Genomic DNA, 21,027 nt, shown 5'->3' on the forward strand with positions numbered 1-21,027 from the left:
GACCACGATTCTTCCGCACCGGAATGGCCGCGGCGTCAGCCGAGGCCCACACCGGATTTGAGGCGCTCTCGCAGGCCGCTCGCGCGCACCGCGCGCCGACCGATGGCCGCGCGTACCGCGCTCTCCGAACCGGCCACGCGCACCTTGGTTTTGGCGCGCGTCACCGCGGTGTAGAACAGCTCACGCGTCAGCAGGTGAGAGTCTTCCGGCGGGAGCAGCACGGTGACCTCATCGGCTTGGCTGCCTTGGCTCTTGTGGATGGTCATCGCATACATCGTCTCGACGTCGGAAAGCCGGCTGGTCGCGAACTCCAGCCGCCCCGCGGCACCGGAGATCACCGCCCGCAGGCCCGCCTGGCGGGCGACGACCACGCCGGTGTCGCCGTTGTACACCCGCAGCCCGTAGTCGTTGGCGGTCACCAGCAGCGGCCGGCCCGCGTACCACTGGGACCACACCGGCAGGCCGCTGTCCTCGGTGAGCCATCGATGGACCTGGCGGTTCCAGTGCTCCACCCCGGACCGTCCGTGCCGGTGCGCGCACAGCAGCCGGTGCCCGTCGAGCGCCTGCAACGCCGCCGCGTCGGCACCCAACACGGCGGCCTGCCGGACGCGGAGCGCGTGCGGCACCAGGATCGCCCGCAGACGATCCGTCGGATCCTCGTCTTCCACCCAGTCGATGTGATCGCTGCCGGCCCGCAATACCGCGATCGCCCGGTCGGCGTCACCGTCGCGGATCGCGTCGGCCAGCGCACCGATCGACTCACCGAACCGGTGCGACGAAAGCAGGGCGGCGACGCGGCTGTCGGCGCGGGCGGACAGGCCGTCGACGAGGTCCGCCAGCACCGCTCCGGCCTCCACCGAGGCCAGTTGGTCGGGGTCGCCGACCAGGATCAGCCGCGCGTCGGCGCGCACCGCCTCGAGCAGCCTCGCCATCATCGTCAGCGACACCATCGACGTCTCGTCGACGACGATCACGTCGTGGGGCAACCGGTTGGCCCGGTGGTGACGAAACCGTACCGACGTGTCGGGCCGGCTACCGAGCAGGCGGTGCAATGTCACCGCCTCCAGCCCGGCCAGGCGCTCGCGGTCGGCGGGCTCGAGCCTGGCCACCTCTGCCGCGACCGCTTCGGTCAGCCGCGCGGCCGCCTTGCCGGTGGGCGCGGCCATCGCGATCCGCAGCCCCGCCCTGCCCGACCGGTCCGCGTGTTCGGTCAACAGCGCGAGAAGGCGGGCGACGGTCGTCGTCTTCCCGGTCCCCGGACCACCGGTGAGCACCGTAACCGCTTGGGACAGCACGATCTGGGCCGCCGCGCGCTGTTCCTCGTAGCCGGCCGGGAAGAGGCGGTCGAGGGCGCGCGCTTCGACGGAAGCCATGGGCGCCGACAGCGCCAGCAGGTCGATGCAGACCTGCGTCTCTTCGCGCCAATACCGGTCGAGGTAGAGCAGGCGATCCTGGTAGAGCCTAAGCACCGGGGGGTCGGCGATCAGGCGGCTCGAACGCACCGACGCCAGCCACGCCCCCGGCTCCGGCCACGGCAATTCCGGCGCGTCGGCGTCGGCGGCGACGCTCGCCAGGTCGACGCACACCGCCCCGCCCCGCAGCGCACGAACCACCAGCGCGAGCGCCAACGCCACCGATTCGTCCGGCTCGTCGGCGAGCGTGGTGATCCGTTGCGCCGCATGCACATCCGCGGCGTCCAGCACGCCGGCCCGGTTGAATTCGCCGAGCAGGCCGGCGGCGGCGAGCGCGAATCGGTGGTCATATCGATCCTGGGGGATTTCCTCGACGGTGCTCATGCGGCGCGTGGCCCCTCGTCGAGCAGATCGGACAGCGCGACCGCCAGCTCGGCCGGAGGCGACCAGCCGAACACGCCGCAGGGCCGGCCGTCCGGCGCTGGTGTGGCGGCGCCGCACATGCCGCGCACGAACAGGTACAGCACCCCGCCCAGGTGCCGCCCTGGATCGTAACCGGGCTGGCGCCATCGCAGGAAACGATGGAGCACAACCAGATACAGCAGCGCCTGTAGCGGATAGTCCGAGTGCAACATCGCCTCGGTCAGCGCGGGGAAACTGTAGTCGGCCGCGGTGCCACCCAGCAGGTTGGTCTTGTAATCCACTACGAGGTAGCGCTGCCCGGGCAGGCGCAGCACCGCGTCGATCGAACCGGACAGGTAACCCCGCAGCGGCTGGCGGCCCAGCCCGTCCGACCTCAGCCGGTCGGCGTAACCGGCCAGGGGATCGTCGGGGGAGAGGTGCCGGCCCAGCAGTCCGCCGACGTCGGAGAGCCGGATGTCGGGCACCTCACCGCGGAGGTCCCCGCCGGCCAGCGGGATCTCGAAGGCCAACTCGCGCAGCCGATCCGGGAGGGCGACCTGCCGCAAGGTGACGCCGGGAGCCAACGGCCCCAGCGCCGTGTCGTGCAGCGGCACCAGCGCCGAGGCCAACACGGCGGCATCGACGTCGACGGGCCACCATGCCGAATGCGTTCGGATCCGCGCCTCCAGCTCGGCCGTCAGGTCGCCGGCGAGCGGGTCGGCGCTCTCCAGCACCGCGTGCACCAACGACCCGAACGTCGCACCCGCCGGCAGATCGGCCATCGGGGACGGCACGTCCGCGCCGGCGGCCGGCGGGACCGCCGCCGGGGTCACCTCCACCTCGTCGTCGCGGGCGCCGGCCTCCGGTTCACTGGCAAGCGCGGGCTCATCGACGTCGCGGATCAACGCCGAGTACGACGTGCGCCGCCAGCCGGTGTCGATGACGCGATGAAAGTGCCGCACTGCCAAGGTGTTCGGCGGCGCCGCCCCGGCAAGCGCGGGCACCCCGGCGACGGCGGTCTCCTCGATCACCGGGCCGCCCGCGGCCTCCCACGCGTCGAAGCGGGCCCGAGCTTCCTCGTCGGTGATCGTCTTCGGATCGCACCGGTCCGGTACGTCGGCCTCGCCGAGGCGCCGGCCTCGCATCAGCCGTGACAGACCGCCGTTGGGTTCGTCCCAGGACGGCGCCCACCACACCACCACCTGGGACTGCGCCCGGGTCAACGCGACATAGGTCAGCCGGATGTCGTTGCGCGCCGCCTCGGCCCGGCTGAACCGCTCGGTCTCGGCGAGGTCCGGGCTCTCGGGGCCGCCGATGTGCAGGCAGCGGACACCGGCGTCGTCGTGGAACATCGGGATGTCGTCGATGAAGACGTGCCGGTTGAACGCGAACGGCAGGTAGACGATCGGGAACTGCAGGCCCTTGGCCCCCCACACCGTCATGACCTGTACCGCGGCGGAGTCGCTGTCGAGGCGACGATTGCGTTCGGGTGCACCGTCTCGCTCGCCGCATTGCCGGCGCAGCCAATCGCGCAGCGCGGGCAGGGCCAACCGCTCCCGGTGCGAAACGTCGTGCAGCAGTTGGGCGATGTGAGCGAGGTCGGTCATGGTGCGCTCGCCGCCCTGTTCCGCGAGCACGCGCCGGCCCATCCCGGCCAACTGCGCCGCCTCGAACACCGCCGCCGGTCCGCGCTCGCGCAGCTGGGCCGACCAGTCCCGCAGCGTGGCGGCCACCTCGTCGGTGAGCATGTCGCCCCCGGCGGCCAACGCGCCGGCCGCCTTGCCGAAGAACACCGTCGCCGCGGCGGCCCGCACCATCCCGCTGCGGTGGGTCTGATCGAACGCGTTGAGCAGGCACAGCCAGTCCTCGGCGGCCAGGGACAGGAACACATCGGCGTCGCCGGTGTAGACGGCGGGAATCCCGGCCTGGATCAGGGCGCTCTGGCACGCCCGGGCATCCTCACCGGTCTCGACTATCACCGCCACATGACCGGGCTCGACCGGGGCACCGTCGAACGTGGCGCCGCCCGCTCGCAGGGCGCCGACGTCGGCGGCCAGGTCGGCGGTGATGTAGCGGCGAAGCTCGGACATGGGAATGGTTTTCGCCTGATCGACACCGAACAGGGAGCGGTTGACCAGGCGCAGTCGAAACGGCGCATTGCGCGGCGCGCCGGCCAGCCGGTGCCCGGCGAGGCGGGTCTCGACCTTGCCCACGACGATGCCCGGATCGCCCAGCGCCGCGCCGCGCAGCACGGTCTGCAGACGTTCGACCAGCGCGGTGTCGCTGCGCCAGTTGACGTCCAGCGTGCACCGCTCGCCGGCGGTGCGGGCGGCCTCGAGGTAGGTGTAGATGTCGCCGCCGCGGAAGCCGTAGATGGCCTGCTTGGGATCGCCGATCAGCACCACGGTGGAGTGGCCGCCGAACGCGCGCCCGATGACCTCCCATTGGATGGGGTCGGTGTCCTGGAACTCGTCGACCATGACGATCGGCCACCGGGCCCGCATCCGGTTGGCGGCGTCGGAATCCTGCGCGCGCAGCGCGGTGGCGAGCCTGCGCAGCAGGTCGTCGTAGCCCAGGATGCCGAGCCGGTGCTTGCGCAGCTCCAGCTCGGCGAGCACATCGTTGGCGAACCGAAGCCGCACCTCCGCAACCGAACCCGCGTCCGGCCGTTGCGGCCGCAGCTCGGCGCACGGGTCGCGGACCACCGCGCGGGCCAGGGCCAGCGCGTCGGCGTGGCTGAGCGCCGCGTCGTCGCGCTCGGATGCGAACCGCGCGAGGTAGAGGTCGTCGACGATCTGGGTGAGGAGATCCTCGAGGCTCTCGACCAGCGTCACGCCGGCGTCGGTGTCGCCGGCGACGCCAAGGGATTTCAGCACCATGCTGCAGAACTCGTGGGTGGTGGCGATGGTGGCGGCGTCGAATCCCGCCAGCGCGTCCCTGAGCCTGCCGCAGCGCTGGTCGCGGTCGGCGGCGGTGCCCCGCATCAGGTGGGCCACCAACTCGTTGGGGGCATCGGACGCCGGATTGCACAGCGCGGCAACGGTTTGCGAGATTTGTGCGCGGACGCGCTCGCGCAGTTCGCGGCTGGCGGCGCGACTGAACGTGATCAGCAGCATCTCGTCGAGGGTGGCCACGCCGTCGGCAAGGTAGCGGGTGACCAGCCCGGCCAGCGCGAACGTCTTTCCGGTGCCGGCGCTGGCCTCGAGGACGGTCGTGCACCCGGGCCCGGGCAGGGGGCCGAGCAGGTCGAACCGTTCCATCAACGCACCTCCGAGCGCAGCAGCGGCAACCACAACCGCACCGCCAACGCGCCCAGACGGGAATCCTCCCCGTCGACCTCCTCGCCGAGATGCGGCGCGCCGAGCAAGACGCTGAGCGGCGCCCGTTTGCCCCAGACCTTTTCGTGCGCGGGCTCGGCGTTCTCGCCGTGAAAGTTGTTCTGTGACTGCCACCGCCAGCCGGCCGCCCGCGCCGGGTCCCTGCCGCCGTGGCGGGCGTCGGCCCAGGCGAACGACGTCCGCACCGGCAGCGGCAGCGGCTCTCGGCGGCCCGCGTCGTAGAGGTGCACCAGGTCGCGGAGCGTCGCACGGGGATCCGCCGGCGGTCCCAGCAGCCGCTGTTCGATGCGGTGATCGGTTCGGGCGCGGCCGATGCACAGGGCCGACCAGCCGCGGCCCGGCATGGCGGCGCTCAAGGCCAGCAGTGGAATCCACGACTCCATCAGGTGTTTGCCACCCAGCCTGGAGTACGTGACCGACACCGTGCGCTCGCCGAAGATGGGTGTCACGGTGCCGGTGAGCCGGCGGCCGCCGCCGAGGTCCACGTCGACGTCGTACGCGTCGGCGTCAACCTGACGGTGCCGTAACGCCGTGCGCGCCAGGTCGGCGGCCTGGTCGCGGATCTCGACGGCTTTGCGCATCCCGAGGCGGCCGGGCGGCAGGGTCCCCCGCCGCCACTCGGCGTTGGCGGCGGTGTCCGGATGCATGCCGCGCAGCATGTCGCGCAGCATGCGATCGCCGACGCTCCACTGGGCCAAATTGTCGATCTGGACCGGCATCTCGTCGTCGAGGTCCTCGACTTCCCAGGGCAGCGCGTAGTCCAGCGCACGGAAGAAACCCTTCACCGGGTCCCGGAAGAAGGTGAGCAGATCGGCCAGGGCGACGTCGTCGCGCGGGGGCGCGGGAAGCGGCTCGGCGAAGAACGGGCGGCCGGCATGCCGGTCGCCGGCGGCGGCCTCGGCGGCCACCAGTGCGGTGGGGTCGAAGGTGAACGGCTGGTCCGGGACCAGCTCGCCGGGGGTCACGTTGCGAATATCGAAGGGCTGCAACGGATGCTGCACCACCACGCGGTCGCGCACGCGTTGGGTTGTCGTCTGGTCCAGCGCGTCGAGCAGTTCGGACAGCGGCACGGCCGGCGGGCGCGGGTGGCCGGTGTGCTCGTCGTTGCCGGTGTACGTGATCACCAGCGTTTCGGTGGCCGCGCACACGGCGTCCAGCAGCAACTGCCGGTCCTCCGAACGGATGTCGCGTTCACCGGTCATCGGCGTCCGGGCCAGCGCGTCGTCGCCGTCGGGCCGGTCGAACCGGGGGAAGACGCCGTCGTCGAGGCCGACCAGGCACACCACCCGATGGGGAACGGACCGCATGGGCACCATGGTGCAGACGGTCAACGTGCCGGTGCGGAAGTTCGCGCGGGTCGGCCGCCCGGCCAGGCGACCGGCCAGCAGCGCGCGCACGTCGGGCAGGCGCATCATGGTCGACTCGCGGGAGCCGGCCTGTTCCAAGACCTTTGCGAACTCGTGGCGCAGCTGCCCGTGCTGCCACGCGTCGCCGGCAGCCACCCGGGTGAGTGCGGCGACCCCGCCGGTGAGCGCGTCGATCCACTCGGTCAGCGGCCGGGTTCCGGTCAGCGAATCGACCACACCCTGCAGCCGGGCGACGTATTCGGCCAATCTTCCGGCCAATTCGACCTTGTTGCTGCCCACGTCGTCGAGCGGTAGCGCGGTGCTCAGCCAGGCCTGCGAGTCGTCGGACATCGCGACGCCGGTGAGGATGCGGTCGAGCCCGAAACGCCAGGTGTTGTGCAGGATGTGGTCCAGTCCGTAGGGCGCCCGCTGTTCCTTGTCGAAGCCCCACCGGATGCCCGATTCCCGCACCCACGCCGTCATCGAGTCGAGGTTGTCGTCGGTGAAACCGAAGCGAGCGCGCACCGGCGGGGCCTGCGCCAGGTTGAGCACCTCGGTGGCGGTGGTGCGGCCCCCCGCGATGCCCAGCAGTTGCCCGGCCACCGCGAGGAGCGGATTGGTCTGGGTGGGGGACCGGTCGGCCAGGCGCATCCGCAGCCGGTGCGCAGGGTGGCCTTCTCCGGGCAGGTCCCCCAGCCCGAAGCCGGCGACGATCAACGGGGCGTAGGTCTCGATATCGGGGCACATCACGACGATGTCGCGGGGCTCCAGCGTCGGGTCGTCCTCGAGCAACCCGAGCAGCACCTCGCGCAGCACGCCGACCTGCCGAGCCGCGCCGTGGCAGCTGTGCACCTGAACCGAGCGGTCGTCAGGCGACGGGGCGCGGCCCGTCCGCCGGACCGCATTGGCGGCGATGTCGGACTGCAGCCAGCCCAGCAGGGTATCGGATCGCGTTGCGCCGCAGATGAACTCATCGGTTGCTCGGCGGATCGGCAGCGCGCGTTGCAGCTCGCGCAGGTCGCGGCCGAGGGTTTCAAGCAGCGGGTGCTGCGCCGCGCGCCTGCTGTCGTCGTCGCGTCGCCGCACCACGCCATGGACACCGCTCAACCCCTGCCACAGCTGGTCGCTGGGGTGCGGCAGCCACAGGTGCAGGTCGTGGTGGGCCGACACCGCCTCGAGGAGTTCCACATCGGTCCGCGACAACCGGGTGTGGCCGAACAGCGACAACCGCGCGGGCAGGTCGGTCGGGCCTTCCCGCAGCCGGGCGATCGTGTCCCGATGGCGGACGTGCGGCGGATCGGCCGGGATGATCGCCGCCACCGCCCGCCACAGTTGCGGCTGCCAGGCCAGGTCGGTGTCGAGGTCGCCCGGGTCGCCGTTCAGCCAGGCGGCCAGCAATTGCGGACGCTGGCTTGCGTACGAGGCGAACAACCCGGCCAGCCTGCGCGCCACCGAATACCGCCTGGCGCGGCGCAGTTCCGCCTCGGGCCCGGTGTCGAAGTGGCCCAAATGCGTTGCCAGCGTTGCGCACCACGGCTCGTCCAGGGAGCAGTCGATCACCTCCAGCAGCGGCCAGGTGATGGCGTCCGGCGACCAGGGATCGGCGTCGGCGGCGCCGGTGATCTCGGCGATCAGCGATCCGGGACTGCGGAACGCCACCCCCGCGCACACCCCGTCGCCGCCCGGGCCGCCCCGGGACCGGCCGAGCACGTGCGACAGCCGTTGGCTGAGCCAGCGCTCCACGCCGCGCGCGGGAACCAGCACCAGCTCCCCGGCGAACGGATCGGCTTGCGGATTGGCCAGCAGGGCCCCGAGGGCGTCGGCAAGGACATCGGTGCGTTCGGCACGGTGGAGATGAAGCGCCATTGCGGTGCAACGATAGACCCCCGCACCGACATCGGGCGACGAAAGTCCCTCCACCGGCGGGCTCCGCTGTGCCAGGCTGACACCATGGCGACAGTCGCGGATGCCATCGGGTGGGCCAGTAGGCAGATCGCCGACCGGGTGCCCAAGGCGGACCTGGATCAGCGCGACCCCGACTTCATCCGGGACCAGCTGCCCGCCACCTGGCTGGTGGCCTCGCTCTATTTCCGGGCCGACGTCCGCGGCCTCGACCGCATCCCACCGCACGGGCCGGTGCTGCTGGTCGGCAACCACAGCGGCGGCAACGTCCCGCCCGACACGTTCGTCTTCACCCTGGCGTTCTGCTCGTACTTCGGTGTGGAGCGCCCGTTCTATCAGCTCGCGCACAACCTGGTCACCCTCTATCCGCCGCTGCGCTGGCTGCGCAAGTTCGGCACGGTCGCGGCCAGCCCCGAAAACGCCCGCCTCGCTTTGGAATCCGGCGCCGCGGTACTGGTGTACCCGGGCGGCGACTACGAGGTCTTCCGCCCGTCATGGCAGCGGCACGTCGTCGACTTCGGTGGCCGCAAGGGCTTCGTGCGGCTCGCGCGCGAGACGGGCGTACCGATCGTTCCGGTGGCCAGCGTCGGCGGCCAGGAGACCGCGTTGTTCCTGGGTCGCGCGCAGTGGCTAGCCAAACTGTTGCTGCTCGACAAGGTGATCCGGCTCAAGAGCGTGCCCATCTCGCTGGCCCTGCCCTGGGGGCTCGACGTCAGCGACCTGTTGGGGCACATTCCGCTGCCCGCCAAGATCGTCATCGAGGTGCAGGAGCCGATCACGGTGGGCGACGACGACCAGGCGGTGTACGACGAGGTGATCGCCAGCCTGCAGGCCGGCGTGGATCGGCTTGCCGCGCAGCGCCGATTCCCGGTGATCGGCTGATGCGCGTCGAACGCCGGATCGTCGTCGACGCGGACCGCGACACCGTGTGGAAGGTGCTCAGCGACCCGGATCGCTACCCGTCGTTCCTCCCGCACCTGGAGCGCTGGGAGACGCTGACCGAGGGCCCGGCCCGGGTGGGCGCCCGCTACACCGTGCTGTGGAAGATCGGCTCGATCCCGGTGGGTGGCGTCGCCGAGGTCGTGGAGTTCGATGCGGCGCGGGACCTGGCGTGGATCAACATCACCGGCGTGACGCAGCGTGGCCGGTTCCGCCTGCGCGACGCCGGCCCCGGCCGGACCCGCGTGACGTTTCGGCTCGCCTACAGCTCGGAGGGCGGCCTGCTGGGCCTGATCGCGGACCGGGTGGCGGCCTTCTGGGTCGGCCGCTCGCTCGACGAGAGCCTGAAGAACCTTCGCCGCCTTGTCGAGCCGACCGGCCGGTGAGAGCCGCGCCTATTTGGCCAGCGTGAACTGGTTGATGTCGATGTAGCCGTCCCGGAACGCCTGGGCGCAACCGGTCAGATACCTCATGTATCGCTGGTAGACCTCTTCGGACTGGATCGCGACGGCCTCGCTGTGGTGCGCCTCGAGCGCGGCGGCCCACAGGTCGAGCGTGCGGGCGTAGTGCAGCTGTAGCGACTGCCTGCGGGCCAGGTTGAAACCCATCTTCGACGCGTGGAACTCCACCATCTCGATCGGCGGCAACTGGCCGCCCGGGAAGATTTCGCGGGCGATGAAGTCGTTGAAGCTGGTCTGCTCCTCGGTCATCGGCAGACCGCGTGCGACGATCTGTTCCGGGGTCAGCATGGTGATGGTGTGCAGCAGCATCACCCCGTCGTCGGGCAGGATGCGGAAAGCCTTCTGGAAGAAGTCGTCGTAGCGGTCGTAGCCGAAGTGCTCGAAGGCGCCGATGGAGACGATCCGGTCCACGGGCTCGTCGAATTCTTCCCAGCCGTGCAGCAGCACCCGCCTGCTGTGCGGGGTGGTCATCGCGTCGAACATCTTCTGCACGTGCGCGCACTGGTGCTTGGACAGTGTCAAACCGATGACGTCTACGTCGTACTTCTCGAGCGCGCGGCGCATGGTTCCGCCCCAGCCGCAGCCGACGTCCAACAGCGTCATCCCGGGCCGCAGGCCCAGCTTTCCGAGCGCCAGGTCCATCTTGCGGAGCTGCGCCTCTTCGAGCGGGATGTCGCGCATGCGGTCGAAGTACGCGCAGCTGTAGGTCATGGTGGGGTCGAGGAACAGCCGGAAGAAGTCGTCGGACAGGTCGTAGTGGGCCTGGACGTCCTCGAAGTGCGGCGTCAGGTTCTCTGTCATGCCGGCTACGCGCCTTCCTCATCCGGGGCCATTCAGCTGGATCACGAGTGGGCGGCACAGCTGGTTCACCGTGGCTTCCCGTAATGGCCGGAATCAAACGTCTGCGCGCGTATGCGGGGAATTCGGACGACGTTACCCCCGTTTACCTGGGGTCGGCTGGAGAATGAGGAGGTCATCCATGGAGGCTTGGGACGCGATCCGGGCCAGGCGCAATGTCCGGCAGTACAAGCCGGACCCGGTTTCCGAAGACGACCTGAACCGCATCGCCGAGGCCGGGTGGCGCGCGCCCTCGGCGAAGAACCGGCAGCCGTGGGATTTCGTGATCGTCACCGACCGGGCGCAGCTGCAGGAGCTGTCGACCGTCTGGCAGGGCGCCGGGCACATCGCCGCCGCGGCCGCGGCGATCGCGATCGTCGTGCCCGTGCCGCCGGACGAGCGCAGGCTGGTCACCGACAACTACGACGTCGGGCAGGCCACGATGGCGATGATGATCGCCGCCACCGACCTCGGAATCGGGACCGGGCATTCATCGGTGGGGGACCAGCAGAAGGCGCGCGCCATCCTCGGCGTCCCCGAGGACCGGCTGGTGGCGTTCCTGCTGGGCGTCGGTTATCCCGCCGACCGTCCGCTCACGCCGATCCGCACGCCGAATCGGCGCCCCTTCGCCGAGGTCGTCCACCACGGCCGGTGGTGAGGCAGGCGGCCGTAAGCCGGCGTGAGGGCCGCCGGGCATGCTTGGGCCATGAACAGACACGAGATCACCGAGCAGATCGTCCTGGCTCGACTGCGGCTTGGCCTGACGTGGCAGGAGCTGGCCAACGCCATCGACAGGCCGGTGCTGTGGACCACCGCCGCGCTGCTCGGCCAGCATCCCATTCCCGCTGAGTCGGCACGGATCCTCGTCGAGAGGCTGGGTCTGAGCGAATCGGTGGTGCCCGTGCTCGCGGCGCCGCCCATGCGCGGCGGGCTGCCCACCGCCGTGCCGACCGATCCCACCATCTATCGCTTCTACGAGGCCCTGCAGGTCTACGGCGGCGCCATCAAGGAGCTGATCCACGAACAGTTCGGCGACGGCATCATGAGCGCGATCAACTTCAGTGTCGACCTACAGAAGAAGCCGCACCCCTCGGGCGATCGGGTCGTGGTGACCCTGGACGGCAAATTCCTTCCCTACCAATGGGTTTCGGCGGACGATTGAGATGGCGGCCGAGAAGAAGCCGGTAGACCTGGTCCTCTCTGGCGGGGGCGTGAAGTTCATCGGCCTGGTCGGCGCAGTCGCCGGGCTCATGGATGCCGGCTACTCGGCCTATCGGGTGTCGGGGGTCTCGGCGGGTTCGGTGGTCGCGGTGATCTCGGCGGCCGCGTCCAAGGGCGATCAACTGACCAGTGGTGAGCTCAGGGAGCTCGCGCTGTCGGTGCCGTTGCGCAAATGGCGCGACGCGGGGCCTCTGCCCGTCGTCGGCTCCGCATGGGGGCTGGTGCGCGACACGGCCATGTACCGCGGCGACTTCGCCCACGACTGGATCCGTAGCGAGCTGAAAAACCTGGGCGTGGTCACGTTCGGCGATCTGGCCATCGACGACGACGACCTCCCACCGGAAGGGCGCTATCAGGTCGCGGTCACCGTCGCCGACGTCACCGCGGCGCAGCTGGTGCGACTGCCCTGGGACTATCGGCGCCTCTACGGGCTCGATCCCGACGAGCAGCCCGTCGCCGACGCGGTCCGTGCCTCGATGGCGATTCCGTTCTTCTACCCGCCGGTCGCGCTGACCAACACCATGGGGCTCAGCTCCTGCCTGGTCGACGGAGGCGTCCTGTCGAATTTCCCGATCGACTCGCTGGACCGCACCGACGGCAAACCGCCGCGCTGGCCCACGTTCGGCGTCACGGTGATGCCCAAGCTCGCCGAGGGCATAGACCAGGTGTTCCCCGCCCTGCGCCCGTTGCGTTTCCTCAAACAATCCGCCCTGCTGCAAAGCCTTTTCACTACCATGATGGTCGGCCACGACCAGGCACAGCTGAGTCTGCCGTGGGTCAAGTGCCGCACCATCGGGGTCGCCTCCACCGACGTGAGCGTGCTCGACTTCGGCATTTCCCGGGGCCGCCTCGAACAGCTCTGCGACAGGGGGTATGCGGCGACGCAGGATTTCTTGTCCACGTGGGACTGGCCGGCGTATCTGGACCGGTTCCGCCGCATCGTCAGGCAGTGAAGTGACGGCATGTCCCGCACGTGCCACACTGGCCGCGAGGAGGCGAGAGAACGCGGTGGCGGCGGGCAGCGGCCACCGCGTTCGCCGTTCAGTTCATCAATACCTGCGGTGACAACTCCGTGAGCATCGCGTTGGCCCAGCGCATCTGGCGCAACGTCTCGGGATGGCAGCGCGACGCCAGGCTCAGCAATTCGGCATCCTTGCCGGCCTGCGCGCGCCGGCCGGCGTACCCGGGCGTCGGTGTCGAAAACGTGCTGACCAGCGCGGGTCGGGCGGGCTACAGCCCGAACTCGGCCTCGATGCCGTCGATCCCGGCCCGGATGGCCTTCAGGGCATCCGCCCGCGCGCGCAATTTGGTTGCGGCGTGGGCGTGTTGGTGCAGGCCGGCGAATTCACGCGCGGCCTCCTCGGCGCGGCTGACCACCATCTCCGGCAGCACGATCTCGTCGACGAAGCCCGCGGCCAGCGCCGTCTCGCCGAAGAACGTCTTGGCGAGCCCGGCGGCCTGCTGGTAGGCCGACTGCGTCAGGCGCAGTTTCATGATCTCCAGGGCCGCGTAGGGGATGACCATGCCGATCGCCACCTCGTTGGCCTGAATGTTGTAGGCGTGCGCGGCCACCCGGTGGTCGCCGGACGACAGCAGGAACGCCCCCATGGCGATGGCGTGGCCGGTGCAGGCCATCACGACCGGCTTGGGGTGGGACAACAGCCGGTACGCCAGCTCGAAGCCGCCCCGCAGCATGTCGATCGCCGGCTGCGCCTCGCCGGAGGTGAGGACCTTCAGGTCGAACCCGCCGCTGAACACCCGCTCGTTGCCGGTGATCACCAACGCCCCGGCGTTGTCGGCGTCGGCCCGGTCGATCGCCTCGCCCAGGGCCTGCTGCATTGTCGGGCCCAGGGCGTTGACCTTGCCGTCGTCCATCCTGATGACGGCGACGGAATCCTTGAGGGTGTAGTGGACCGGGCCGCTCATGGGTTGCTGGCTCCTTGCCGCCCCGCGGGCGCACTGTGGTGTTTGCCCAGCTCGTCCTCGGTCTCACCCCAGCGCAGGCTGACGTCGGTGGGCTCGTCGAGCTGGCGGGTGCGCCACCTGTCCTGCGTCTCCCGCACGGCGGCGTTGATCCGTTCGATCTCGCTGCGGAACACCTCGGGGCGGGTTTCCTTACTCGCGTAGTGGAAGTAGGTCAGCAGCCCGCGCAGCAGCTCCAGCTTCTGCTTCTCCCGCTTCGCCAGGTCATGGGTGGTCATCAACTCGATGCGCTGCACCGGCGGCAACGAGTCCCAGTCCAGCACCACCTGGGTTTCCAGCGGCACGCGTTCGCGTTCCCAGAACCGGCGCCCGTGCGCGTGCTCCGGCCGGTCGTAGTAGCGGATGGTGCCGGTGAAGCGGGACTCGATGCCGCTGCCGATCTCGGCGCGGTCGAGCGCCGAGTCCCACACCATGCGCCATTCCTGGCCGGGAGCCAGCACCGGCAACTCGCGGGGCAGGCGCAGTTCGGCGACGTCGGCGTAGCCGTCGGTGGCGTTCTCGTATTCGGCCACCGTCGGCGGATTCATGAACGAGAACGTGATGTCGTACGCCGCGGTCTGGCCGAAGTTCCTGACCACCAGTTCGATCACGTGCCAGTCCGCGGGATGCGGTTCCATGAACATCGCGACCTGCGGCCGCGTCTGTTCGGCGGCCAGCCGGCGATTGCGGGTGATCTGGCGGTTGGTGAAGATCAGGGTCACGACGGCGAGCGCGATCACCGCCCACGCCGCCCACGCGATCCAGGTGCTGGACCCAGCGTGCGTGATTCCGTTCCAGCTGTCCTGGATCCACCCCATGGAATCCACCCTCCGCTTATATCACAGGCCGGTTGCCGATTCGTCGTGGTCGAGCGAACGCCTCAGCCGCCCATCAGCATGCGCCACTGGCCGAGGTCGGCGGCCCGATACACGTAGTTGGAGCGTTTGACCTCCGACAGCGACGCGCTCGGCTCCGCCGAATACCAGTGCCCGGGAAAAACGATCGGGTCACCGGGCAGGGTCGCGAGTTGCCGCAGGCTGCGGTACATCTCGTCGGAGTCGCCGCCGGGGAAGTCGGTCCGGCCGCAGCCCTCCAGGAACAACGTGTCACCGGCCACCAGTCGGCCGTCGAGTAGGAAGCATTGGCTGCCCGGCGTGTGGCCGGGAGTGTGCAGCAACTCGATCTCGATGCCGCCGATGCTGACCTTGTCGTGGTTCTCATGTGAGGTCAGGTCGCCGAGGCCGATGCCGGTGACCCGCGAAACCCATTGCGCCTCATGAGTGTTGACGTGTACCGGTACGGCCGCCCGCTCCAGCAGCTCGGCCAGGCCCTGCAGCGAGAAGCCCATCATCGATCCGCCCACATGGTCGGGATGGTGGTGGGTGACCAGCACCCCGGACAGGTGCATGCCGTCGGCCTCGAGCGTGTCGAGCAGATCGCCCGCCGCGTACGCGGGGTCGACCACCACGCAGTCGCCCGTCTCGCGGTCACCGATCAGGTAGGCGAAGTTGCGCATCTGGGTCGCGAACGTGTCGCCGGCGGCGAAGTCGCGACCGGAGAGCAGTTGACGAAAGTACAGCCGGTCGTTTGACACGTGACCAGCCTAGGACCTGCCCGTCCGGGGCCCGCAGCGCCGCCGCGGACTTCGCCGCACAACCTCCCGCGAGCAACGATTGGCGGTGTGCCCAGTGGGTATTGTTGGCGCATGATCAGGAAGGTCGAGATCGAGATCGACGTCGATCTGATTGACGAGGCGGTACGCCGCTTCCATCTGGCCGACGCCCGCGAGGCCGTCAATCTCGCGTTGCGCACCCTGCTCACCGAAGCCGAAGCCGATGCCGCAGCGGCCGAGGAGTACGACGAGTTCAGCGACCTCCGCGCGTGGCAGCCGCGGCGAGGCGGCGACAGCGCCCCCTGAGAGCCCGTGGTTTGGTCCGGCTGCGAGCCAGGTTGTACCCTCTTTTAGGCCCACGGCACTGCCGATTCGGGTGAACGGCCCCCTTAGCTCAGTCGGTAGAGCGTTTCCATGGTAAGGAAAAGGTCAACGGTTCGATTCCGTTAGGGGGCTCGGCGGACGCCGAGCAGGCGTGGCGGCCCCGACCCGGATTGGGGCGGGCAGAGGCGATGTAGCTCAGTCGGTTAGAGCGAACGACTCATAATCGTTAGGTCGCCGGTTCGAGTCCGGCCATCGCTACAACACAACACAATGCACACCTTGAGAGATTTGAGAGAGAACCGTCATGGCTTCCAGTACCGACGTGCGGCCGAAGATCACCTTGGCATGCGAGGTGTGCAAGCACCGTAACTACATCACCAAGAAGAACCGCCGCAACGACCCGGACCGCATGGAGCTGAAGAAGTTCTGCCCGAACTGCGGCAAGCACCAGGCGCACCGGGAGACGCGCTAGCCGCGTCACGAGAGCGACTAGGTAGATTTCAGCCGTGCCGTTATCCGAAAGCATCGTCGGGATGCACTACCGCTACCCCGACCATTACGTCGTGGAGCGGGAGAAGATCCGCGAGCACGCCGTCGCCGTGCAGAACGACGACGCCGCGTTCCTCGAGGAGAAGGCCGCGGCCGAGCTGGGCTACGGCGGCCTGCTCGCGCCGCTGACGTTCATCTGCGTTTTCGGGTACAAGGCGCAGACGGCCTTCTTCGAACACGCGAATGTCGCCGTCAAGGACGCGCAGATCGTTCAGGTCGACCAGGTGCTGAAGTTCTATGCCCCGATCGTGGCCGGCGACAAGCTGTACTGCGACGTCTACGTGGATTCGGTGCGGGTGTCGCACGGCACCCAGATCATCGTGACCAAGAACGTCGTCACCAACGAAGCCGGTGACGTCGTGCAGGAGACCTACACGACCTTGGCGGGCCGTGCCGGTGATGATGGAGAAGAGGGATTTTCTGATGCCACTGCGTGAGTTCAGCTCGGTGAAGGTGGGCGACCAGCTCCCCGAGCGGACCTACCCGCTGACCCGTCAGGATCTGGTGAACTACGCGGGCGTCTCGGGCGACCTGAACCCGATCCACTGGGACGACGAGATGGCCAAGGTCGTCGGGCTGGACACCGCGATCGCGCACGGCATGCTGACCATGGGCATCGGCGGCGGGTATGTCACCGCGTGGATCGGTGACCCCGGCGCGGTCACCGAGTACAACGTGCGGTTCACCGCGGTGGTGCCGGTGCCCAACGACGGCAAGGGCGCCGAGCTCGTCTTCAACGGGCGGGTGAAGTCGGTCGACCCGGAGACCAAGTCGATCACCATCGCGTTGACGGCCACCACCGGCGGCAAGAAGATCTTCGGCAGGGCGATCGCGTCCGCAACCCTCGCCTAGGCCATGGCGCTCAAAACAGACATCAGGGGAATGATCTGGCGCTACCCGGACTACTTCGTCGTGGGGCGCGAGCAACTCCGCCAGTTCGCTTTGGCCGTCAAGGACCGCCACCCGGCCCACTACGACGAGGACGCGGCCGCCGAACTCGGCCACGAGGCGATCCTCGCCCCGCTGACGTTCGCGACCATCTTCGCCAAGCTGGTGCAGCTGGATTTCTTCCGGCACGTGGACATCGGCATGGAAACGCTGGTGATCGTCCAGGTCGACCAGCGGTTCGTGTTCGCCAAGCCGATCAAGGCCGGCGACAAGCTGTGGGCCCGGATGGACATCCTGTCGGTCGACGAACGGTTCGGCGCCGACATCGTCGTCACCAAGAACATCTGCACCAACGACGACGGTGAGCTGGTTCTGGAGGCGTACACCACGCTGATGAGCCAGTACGCCGACCAGTCGGAGAACCTGCGATGGGACCCGGAGTCCGGCCAGGTCGTCAGGACGGCGTAATCGGATTTCCTGGGTTTGAGGGGAATCGAGTACACTCGGACGTCGGGGTTTTCCCAGCATCAGCGCGCTTTCCGTGAGTCGAAAGAACGGGGAGCGCGCGTGTCATGTGAGCCCCGGTAGGTAAGCGCAGGTTGGCCTGCCAACCGCGAAGGGGCGTAGCTCAACTGGCAGAGCAGCGGTCTCCAAAACCGCAGGTTGCAGGTTCAAGTCCTGTCGCCCCTGCTGAACACGAAGCCGTGCCATGGTGGACACTGGAAGAATGGCCCACCACGACTGGGGCGGCCCGCGGGACACTAGCAAAACTAAGGAGCATGCGGTGAGCGACGAAGGCGATGCTGCCAACGACGCCACGAGCGACGTCGCTGACAGGGAGGACGACCGCGCGAGTGGCGGCCGGACCGCTGTGGTGACGCGGCCGCAGCGCCCCACCGGCAAACGATCCCGCCAGCGAGCGGCCGAGACCGGCGAGGACGCCGACGTAGAGTCGGCGGACGAGGTCGAGGCCGCCAAGGAGGACAAGGGCGCCAAGGCCAAGAAGGCCAAAAAGCCGAAGAAGCCCGGGGACCGGTCGGCCAACCCGTTCGTCTTCGTCTACAACTACCTCAAGCAGGTGGTTGCGGAGATGCGGAAGGTTATCTGGCCCAACCGCAAGCAGATGCTCACCTACACATCGGTGGTGCTGGCGTTCCTGGCCTTCATGGTGGCGCTGGTCGGCCTCGCGGATTTCGGCCTCACCAAGCTGGTGCTGCTGGTGTTCGGCTGAGCGAGAGATAGAGAGGACTGAAAACCGTGACTACCTTCGACGGTGACACGTCCGCGGGTGAAGCGGTCGACGTAGAAGAGCGCGCCGAGGCTGCTGAAGCCCCGGAAACCTCAGCGGCCGAGGCTCCCGAGGAGTCGGCCGAGGAGGTCGACCCGGCGGCCGCGCTCAAGGCGGAGCTTCGCAGCAAGCCCGGCGACTGGTACGTCATCCACTCCTATGCGGGCTACGAGAACAAGGTCAAAGCCAACCTCGAGACCCGCGTGCAGAACCTGGACGTCGGCGACTACATCTTCCAGGTCGAGGTGCCCACCGAAGAGGTCACCGAGATCAAGAACGGCCAGCGCAAGCAGGTCAATCGCAAGGTGCTGCCCGGCTACATCCTGGTGCGCATGGATCTGACCGACGACTCGTGGGCCGCAGTGCGCAACACGCCGGGCGTCACCGGGTTCGTCGGCGCGACGTCGCGACCGTCGGCGCTGACGCTCGACGACGTGGTCAAGTTCCTGCTTCCGCGGGGGGCCGCGAAGAAGGCCGCCAAGGGCGCGGCCAGCACCGCGGCCGCCGCCGAGGTGGGTGGCCTGGAGCGGCCCGCCGTCGAGGTGGACTACGAGGTCGGCGAATCGGTGACCGTCATGGACGGACCGTTCGCCACGTTGCCGGCGACCATCAGCGAGGTCAACGGTGAACAGCAGAAGCTCAAGGTGCTGGTGTCGATCTTCGGCCGCGAGACGCCGGTGGAGTTGACGTTCAGCCAAGTTTCGAAGATTTAGCTCGGGCGTCCCGCCCAGTTCAGGAAGGAACACCAACATCTCATGGCCCCGAAGAAGAAAGTCGCTGGGCTGATCAAGCTGCAGATCGTGGCGGGGCAGGCCAACCCTGCGCCGCCGGTCGGACCCGCGCTCGGCCAGCACGGCGTCAACATCATGGAGTTCTGCAAGGCCTACAACGCGGCCACGGAAAGCCAGCGCGGCCAGGTCATCCCGGTGGAGATCACCGTCTACGAGGACCGCAGCTTCACCTTCGCCCTCAAGACGCCGCCCGCCGCCAAGCTGCTACTCAAGGCCGCCGGCGTGGGCAAGGGTTCGGCCGAGCCGCACAAGACCAAGGTCGCCAAGGTGACCTGGGACCAGGTTCGTGAAATCGCCGAGACCAAGAAGACCGATCTCAACGCCAACGACATCGACGCGGCGGCCAAGATCATCGCCGGCACCGCCCGGTCGATGGGGATCACCGTCGAATAGGGACGAACACAGCAAGACGTGGGAGGGCCAGCTTCGGCCCGACTAACCACAACCAACCACGAGATTGGATGAATCAATGAGCAAGAACAGCAAGGCATATCGCGCCGCCGCCGAGAAGGTGGACCGCAACAGTCTCTACAGCCCGCTGGAGGCGGCCAAGCTCGCCAAGGAGACCGCGTCGGCCAAGCAGGACGCGACGGTCGAGGTGGCGATCCGGCTCGGCGTGGACCCGCGCAAGGCGGACCAGATGGTCCGCGGCACGGTCAACCTGCCGCACGGCACCGGTAAGACCGCCCGCGTCGCGGTGTTCGCCGTCGGCGACAAGGCCGAGCAGGCGCAGGCCGCAGGCGCGGACGTCGTCGGCAGCGACGACCTGATCGAGAAGATCCAGGGCGGCTTCCTGGACTTCGACGCCGCGATCGCCACGCCCGATCAGATGGCCAAGGTGGGCCGCATCGCCCGCGTGCTCGGTCCGCGCGGCCTGATGCCCAACCCCAAGACGGGCACCGTCACCCCGGACGTCGCCAAGGCCGTGGCCGACATCAAGGGCGGCAAGATCAACTTCCGCATCGACAAGCAGGCCAACCTGCACTTCGTCATCGGCAAGGCGTCCTTCGACGAGAAGGCCCTCGCGGAGAACTACGGCGCGGCGCTCGACGAGGTGCTGCGGCTCAAGCCGTCCGCCTCGAAGGGTCGCTACCTGAAGAAGATCACCGTGTCGACGACCACGGGCCCGGGCATCCCGGTGGACCCGGCCATCACCCGCAACTTCGCGGAGGCGTAGGCCTCGGCACGCCGAACGTCGACTTGTCGGGCGTTTTCGGCAGTAATCGCCGCAACAAGTCGACGTTCGGCGGCAAAGTAGGGTGGTCACCCGCCGCACTCGGCGATGCGGCGCCGCAGGAACTCCCTACCGGGCTCGGAACCGTTGGCGTCCAGGGCTTCTCGATACCAGGTGAGGGCTTCGGCCGGCCTGCCGGCACGCCGGAGCAGGTCGGCGCGCACCGTCGCGACCAGATTCGAACGGCCCAGCCGGGGGTCGTGCGCCACCTCGTCCAAGGCGGCGAGGCCGGCGTCGGGGCCGTCGCGGAAGCCCACCGCCAGCGCGCGGTTGGCCCGCACGACCGGTGAGTCGGTCAGAAGCAGCAGCCGGTCGTAGGCCGCGCAGATGGTGACCCAGTCGGTCTGGTGCCACGACGGCGCCGTCGCGTGCAGCGCGGCGATCACCGCCTGTGGCAGGTAGGGGCCGGTCGAGCCCTCCGCCCGGCGCAGCCGATCCAGCCCCCGGGCGATGCGGCCGCGGTCCCACCGGCGGCGGTCCTGCTCCTCGAGTGGCACCAGCATCCCGGCGTCGTCAACCCG

The 21,027-nt window shown here is 69.0% G+C and carries 22 protein-coding genes and 3 tRNA genes; 17 read left to right on the top strand and 8 right to left on the bottom strand.

Going from position 1 to position 21,027, the window contains the following annotated elements; genetic code table 11:
* Window positions 1-35 precede the first annotated feature (35 nt).
* The 3 genes from recD to recC are packed head-to-tail and all read right to left on the bottom strand — an operon-like array spanning window position 36 to window position 8,364.
* Window positions 36-1,796, bottom strand: a complete 1,761-nt coding sequence (recD, locus tag A5713_RS23325; protein WP_068098547.1) for an exodeoxyribonuclease V subunit alpha — start codon at window positions 1,794-1,796, stop codon at window positions 36-38.
* On the bottom strand, window positions 1,793-5,074 hold the full coding sequence (locus A5713_RS23330) for a UvrD-helicase domain-containing protein (protein WP_068098548.1): 3,282 nt from the start codon (window positions 5,072-5,074) through the stop codon (window positions 1,793-1,795). The genes recD and A5713_RS23330 overlap by 4 nt, the downstream gene beginning before the upstream one ends.
* Window positions 5,074-8,364 carry an exodeoxyribonuclease V subunit gamma gene (gene recC, locus A5713_RS23335; RefSeq protein WP_068098549.1) on the bottom strand — a complete coding sequence of 1,097 codons (3,291 nt, stop codon included), beginning with the start codon at window positions 8,362-8,364 and terminating at the stop codon, window positions 5,074-5,076. The genes A5713_RS23330 and recC overlap by 1 nt, the downstream gene beginning before the upstream one ends.
* Before the next feature lie 84 nt (window positions 8,365-8,448).
* Here recC and A5713_RS23340 point away from each other — a divergent pair, with 84 nt between their 5' ends.
* Together A5713_RS23340 and A5713_RS23345 are read left to right on the top strand one after the other, a co-directional pair.
* Window positions 8,449-9,282: a lysophospholipid acyltransferase family protein gene (locus A5713_RS23340; protein WP_067919536.1), complete on the top strand. Its 834-nt coding sequence runs from the start codon at window positions 8,449-8,451 to the stop codon at window positions 9,280-9,282.
* Window positions 9,282-9,725: an SRPBCC family protein gene (locus A5713_RS23345; protein ID WP_067919535.1), complete on the top strand. Its 444-nt coding sequence runs from the start codon at window positions 9,282-9,284 to the stop codon at window positions 9,723-9,725. Before A5713_RS23340 ends, A5713_RS23345 begins: the two co-directional genes overlap by 1 nt.
* Window positions 9,726-9,734: 9 nt before the next feature.
* Here the strand turns inward: A5713_RS23345 and A5713_RS23350 are convergent, their stop codons facing one another.
* Window positions 9,735-10,601 (bottom strand): cyclopropane mycolic acid synthase family methyltransferase, encoded by an 867-nt coding sequence (locus tag A5713_RS23350; RefSeq protein ID WP_067919533.1) that lies wholly within the window; start codon window positions 10,599-10,601, stop codon window positions 9,735-9,737.
* Window positions 10,602-10,779: 178 nt separating this feature from the next.
* On the opposite strand from A5713_RS23350, the gene A5713_RS23355 reads away from it, so the two are divergent.
* From A5713_RS23355 to A5713_RS23365, 3 genes are read left to right on the top strand one after another with little or no spacing between them, the layout of a single operon-like run.
* Window positions 10,780-11,295 carry a nitroreductase family protein gene (locus tag A5713_RS23355; RefSeq protein WP_067919531.1) on the top strand — a complete coding sequence of 172 codons (516 nt, stop codon included), beginning with the start codon at window positions 10,780-10,782 and terminating at the stop codon, window positions 11,293-11,295.
* 48 nt (window positions 11,296-11,343) lie between these two features.
* Entirely contained in the window at window positions 11,344-11,799 is a 456-nt protein-coding gene (cynS, locus tag A5713_RS23360) for a cyanase (protein ID WP_068098550.1), read from the top strand.
* Window position 11,800: 1 nt separating this feature from the next.
* A complete protein-coding gene (locus A5713_RS23365; RefSeq protein ID WP_068098551.1) occupies window positions 11,801-12,811 on the top strand; it encodes a patatin-like phospholipase family protein in 1,011 nt (336 codons plus the stop codon).
* Window positions 12,812-13,088: 277 nt separating this feature from the next.
* Here the strand turns inward: A5713_RS23365 and A5713_RS23370 are convergent, their stop codons facing one another.
* The 3 genes from A5713_RS23370 to A5713_RS23380 all read right to left on the bottom strand — a co-directional run bounded on the left by A5713_RS23370 (window position 13,089) and on the right by A5713_RS23380 (window position 15,414).
* Window positions 13,089-13,784 carry a crotonase/enoyl-CoA hydratase family protein gene (locus tag A5713_RS23370; RefSeq protein WP_067919516.1) on the bottom strand — a complete coding sequence of 232 codons (696 nt, stop codon included), beginning with the start codon at window positions 13,782-13,784 and terminating at the stop codon, window positions 13,089-13,091.
* Complete coding sequence (locus tag A5713_RS23375) at window positions 13,781-14,638, bottom strand: hypothetical protein (RefSeq protein WP_068098552.1); 858 nt, start codon at window positions 14,636-14,638, stop codon at window positions 13,781-13,783. The genes A5713_RS23370 and A5713_RS23375 overlap by 4 nt, the downstream gene beginning before the upstream one ends.
* 62 nt (window positions 14,639-14,700) lie before the next feature.
* Window positions 14,701-15,414 carry an MBL fold metallo-hydrolase gene (locus A5713_RS23380; protein ID WP_068098553.1) on the bottom strand — a complete coding sequence of 238 codons (714 nt, stop codon included), beginning with the start codon at window positions 15,412-15,414 and terminating at the stop codon, window positions 14,701-14,703.
* Window positions 15,415-15,525: 111 nt separating this feature from the next.
* On the opposite strand from A5713_RS23380, the gene A5713_RS23385 reads away from it, so the two are divergent.
* From A5713_RS23385 to rplA, 12 genes are all read left to right on the top strand, one after another.
* Window positions 15,526-15,738, top strand: coding sequence for a type II toxin-antitoxin system VapB family antitoxin (locus A5713_RS23385; protein ID WP_067919510.1), 213 nt, complete (start codon window positions 15,526-15,528; stop codon window positions 15,736-15,738).
* Window positions 15,739-15,815: 77 nt separating this feature from the next.
* Window positions 15,816-15,888 (top strand) — tRNA-Thr (locus tag A5713_RS23390).
* Between the two features lie 52 nt (window positions 15,889-15,940).
* Window positions 15,941-16,014, top strand: a tRNA-Met gene (locus tag A5713_RS23395).
* Window positions 16,015-16,060: 46 nt separating this feature from the next.
* The gene (rpmG, locus tag A5713_RS23400) at window positions 16,061-16,228 is read left to right on the top strand and encodes a 50S ribosomal protein L33 (RefSeq protein ID WP_007167776.1); all 168 of its coding nucleotides are present in this window, start codon (window positions 16,061-16,063) and stop codon (window positions 16,226-16,228) included.
* 34 nt (window positions 16,229-16,262) lie between these two features.
* The gene (gene hadA / locus A5713_RS23405) at window positions 16,263-16,742 is read left to right on the top strand and encodes a (3R)-hydroxyacyl-ACP dehydratase subunit HadA (protein ID WP_067918516.1); all 480 of its coding nucleotides are present in this window, start codon (window positions 16,263-16,265) and stop codon (window positions 16,740-16,742) included.
* The gene (gene hadB, locus A5713_RS23410) at window positions 16,729-17,157 is read left to right on the top strand and encodes a (3R)-hydroxyacyl-ACP dehydratase subunit HadB (RefSeq protein ID WP_067918518.1); all 429 of its coding nucleotides are present in this window, start codon (window positions 16,729-16,731) and stop codon (window positions 17,155-17,157) included. The genes hadA and hadB overlap by 14 nt, the downstream gene beginning before the upstream one ends.
* Before the next feature lie 3 nt (window positions 17,158-17,160).
* Window positions 17,161-17,661, top strand: coding sequence for a (3R)-hydroxyacyl-ACP dehydratase subunit HadC (hadC, locus tag A5713_RS23415; protein WP_067918520.1), 501 nt, complete (start codon window positions 17,161-17,163; stop codon window positions 17,659-17,661).
* A gap of 149 nt (window positions 17,662-17,810) precedes the next feature.
* Window positions 17,811-17,883: transfer RNA gene (locus tag A5713_RS23420), tRNA-Trp, on the top strand.
* 94 nt (window positions 17,884-17,977) lie between these two features.
* The gene (secE, locus tag A5713_RS23425) at window positions 17,978-18,424 is read left to right on the top strand and encodes a preprotein translocase subunit SecE (protein ID WP_068098554.1); all 447 of its coding nucleotides are present in this window, start codon (window positions 17,978-17,980) and stop codon (window positions 18,422-18,424) included.
* Between the two features lie 26 nt (window positions 18,425-18,450).
* On the top strand, window positions 18,451-19,194 hold the full coding sequence (gene nusG, locus A5713_RS23430; protein ID WP_068098555.1) for a transcription termination/antitermination protein NusG: 744 nt from the start codon (window positions 18,451-18,453) through the stop codon (window positions 19,192-19,194).
* A gap of 42 nt (window positions 19,195-19,236) precedes the next feature.
* Complete coding sequence (gene rplK, locus A5713_RS23435; protein WP_067211717.1) at window positions 19,237-19,665, top strand: 50S ribosomal protein L11; 429 nt, start codon at window positions 19,237-19,239, stop codon at window positions 19,663-19,665.
* Between the two features lie 76 nt (window positions 19,666-19,741).
* The gene (gene rplA, locus A5713_RS23440; protein WP_068098556.1) at window positions 19,742-20,449 is read left to right on the top strand and encodes a 50S ribosomal protein L1; all 708 of its coding nucleotides are present in this window, start codon (window positions 19,742-19,744) and stop codon (window positions 20,447-20,449) included.
* Between the two features lie 86 nt (window positions 20,450-20,535).
* Here the strand turns inward: rplA and A5713_RS23445 are convergent.
* Window positions 20,536-21,027: DUF6596 domain-containing protein (locus A5713_RS23445; protein ID WP_369804514.1), on the bottom strand; the 492-nt coding region annotated here is incomplete at its 5' end.

Source organism: Mycobacterium sp. E2497 (genome assembly GCF_001668695.1).
In the GTDB taxonomy this organism is placed as follows: domain Bacteria; phylum Actinomycetota; class Actinomycetes; order Mycobacteriales; family Mycobacteriaceae; genus Mycobacterium.

Coding starts and splice junctions, on each gene's coding strand:
- recD (WP_068098547.1), bottom strand. CDS start 1,796: ATGAGCACCGTCGAGGAAATCCCCCAGGATCGATATGACCACCGATTC.
- A5713_RS23330 (WP_068098548.1), bottom strand. CDS start 5,074: ATGGAACGGTTCGACCTGCTCGGCCCCCTGCCCGGGCCCGGGTGCACG.
- recC (WP_068098549.1), bottom strand. CDS start 8,364: ATGGCGCTTCATCTCCACCGTGCCGAACGCACCGATGTCCTTGCCGAC.
- A5713_RS23340 (WP_067919536.1), top strand. CDS start 8,449: ATGGCGACAGTCGCGGATGCCATCGGGTGGGCCAGTAGGCAGATCGCC.
- A5713_RS23345 (WP_067919535.1), top strand. CDS start 9,282: ATGCGCGTCGAACGCCGGATCGTCGTCGACGCGGACCGCGACACCGTG.
- A5713_RS23350 (WP_067919533.1), bottom strand. CDS start 10,601: ATGACAGAGAACCTGACGCCGCACTTCGAGGACGTCCAGGCCCACTAC.
- A5713_RS23355 (WP_067919531.1), top strand. CDS start 10,780: ATGGAGGCTTGGGACGCGATCCGGGCCAGGCGCAATGTCCGGCAGTAC.
- cynS (WP_068098550.1), top strand. CDS start 11,344: ATGAACAGACACGAGATCACCGAGCAGATCGTCCTGGCTCGACTGCGG.
- A5713_RS23365 (WP_068098551.1), top strand. CDS start 11,801: ATGGCGGCCGAGAAGAAGCCGGTAGACCTGGTCCTCTCTGGCGGGGGC.
- A5713_RS23370 (WP_067919516.1), bottom strand. CDS start 13,784: ATGAGCGGCCCGGTCCACTACACCCTCAAGGATTCCGTCGCCGTCATC.
- A5713_RS23375 (WP_068098552.1), bottom strand. CDS start 14,638: ATGGGGTGGATCCAGGACAGCTGGAACGGAATCACGCACGCTGGGTCC.
- A5713_RS23385 (WP_067919510.1), top strand. CDS start 15,526: ATGATCAGGAAGGTCGAGATCGAGATCGACGTCGATCTGATTGACGAG.
- rpmG (WP_007167776.1), top strand. CDS start 16,061: ATGGCTTCCAGTACCGACGTGCGGCCGAAGATCACCTTGGCATGCGAG.
- hadB (WP_067918518.1), top strand. CDS start 16,729: ATGCCACTGCGTGAGTTCAGCTCGGTGAAGGTGGGCGACCAGCTCCCC.
- hadC (WP_067918520.1), top strand. CDS start 17,161: ATGGCGCTCAAAACAGACATCAGGGGAATGATCTGGCGCTACCCGGAC.
- rplK (WP_067211717.1), top strand. CDS start 19,237: ATGGCCCCGAAGAAGAAAGTCGCTGGGCTGATCAAGCTGCAGATCGTG.
- rplA (WP_068098556.1), top strand. CDS start 19,742: ATGAGCAAGAACAGCAAGGCATATCGCGCCGCCGCCGAGAAGGTGGAC.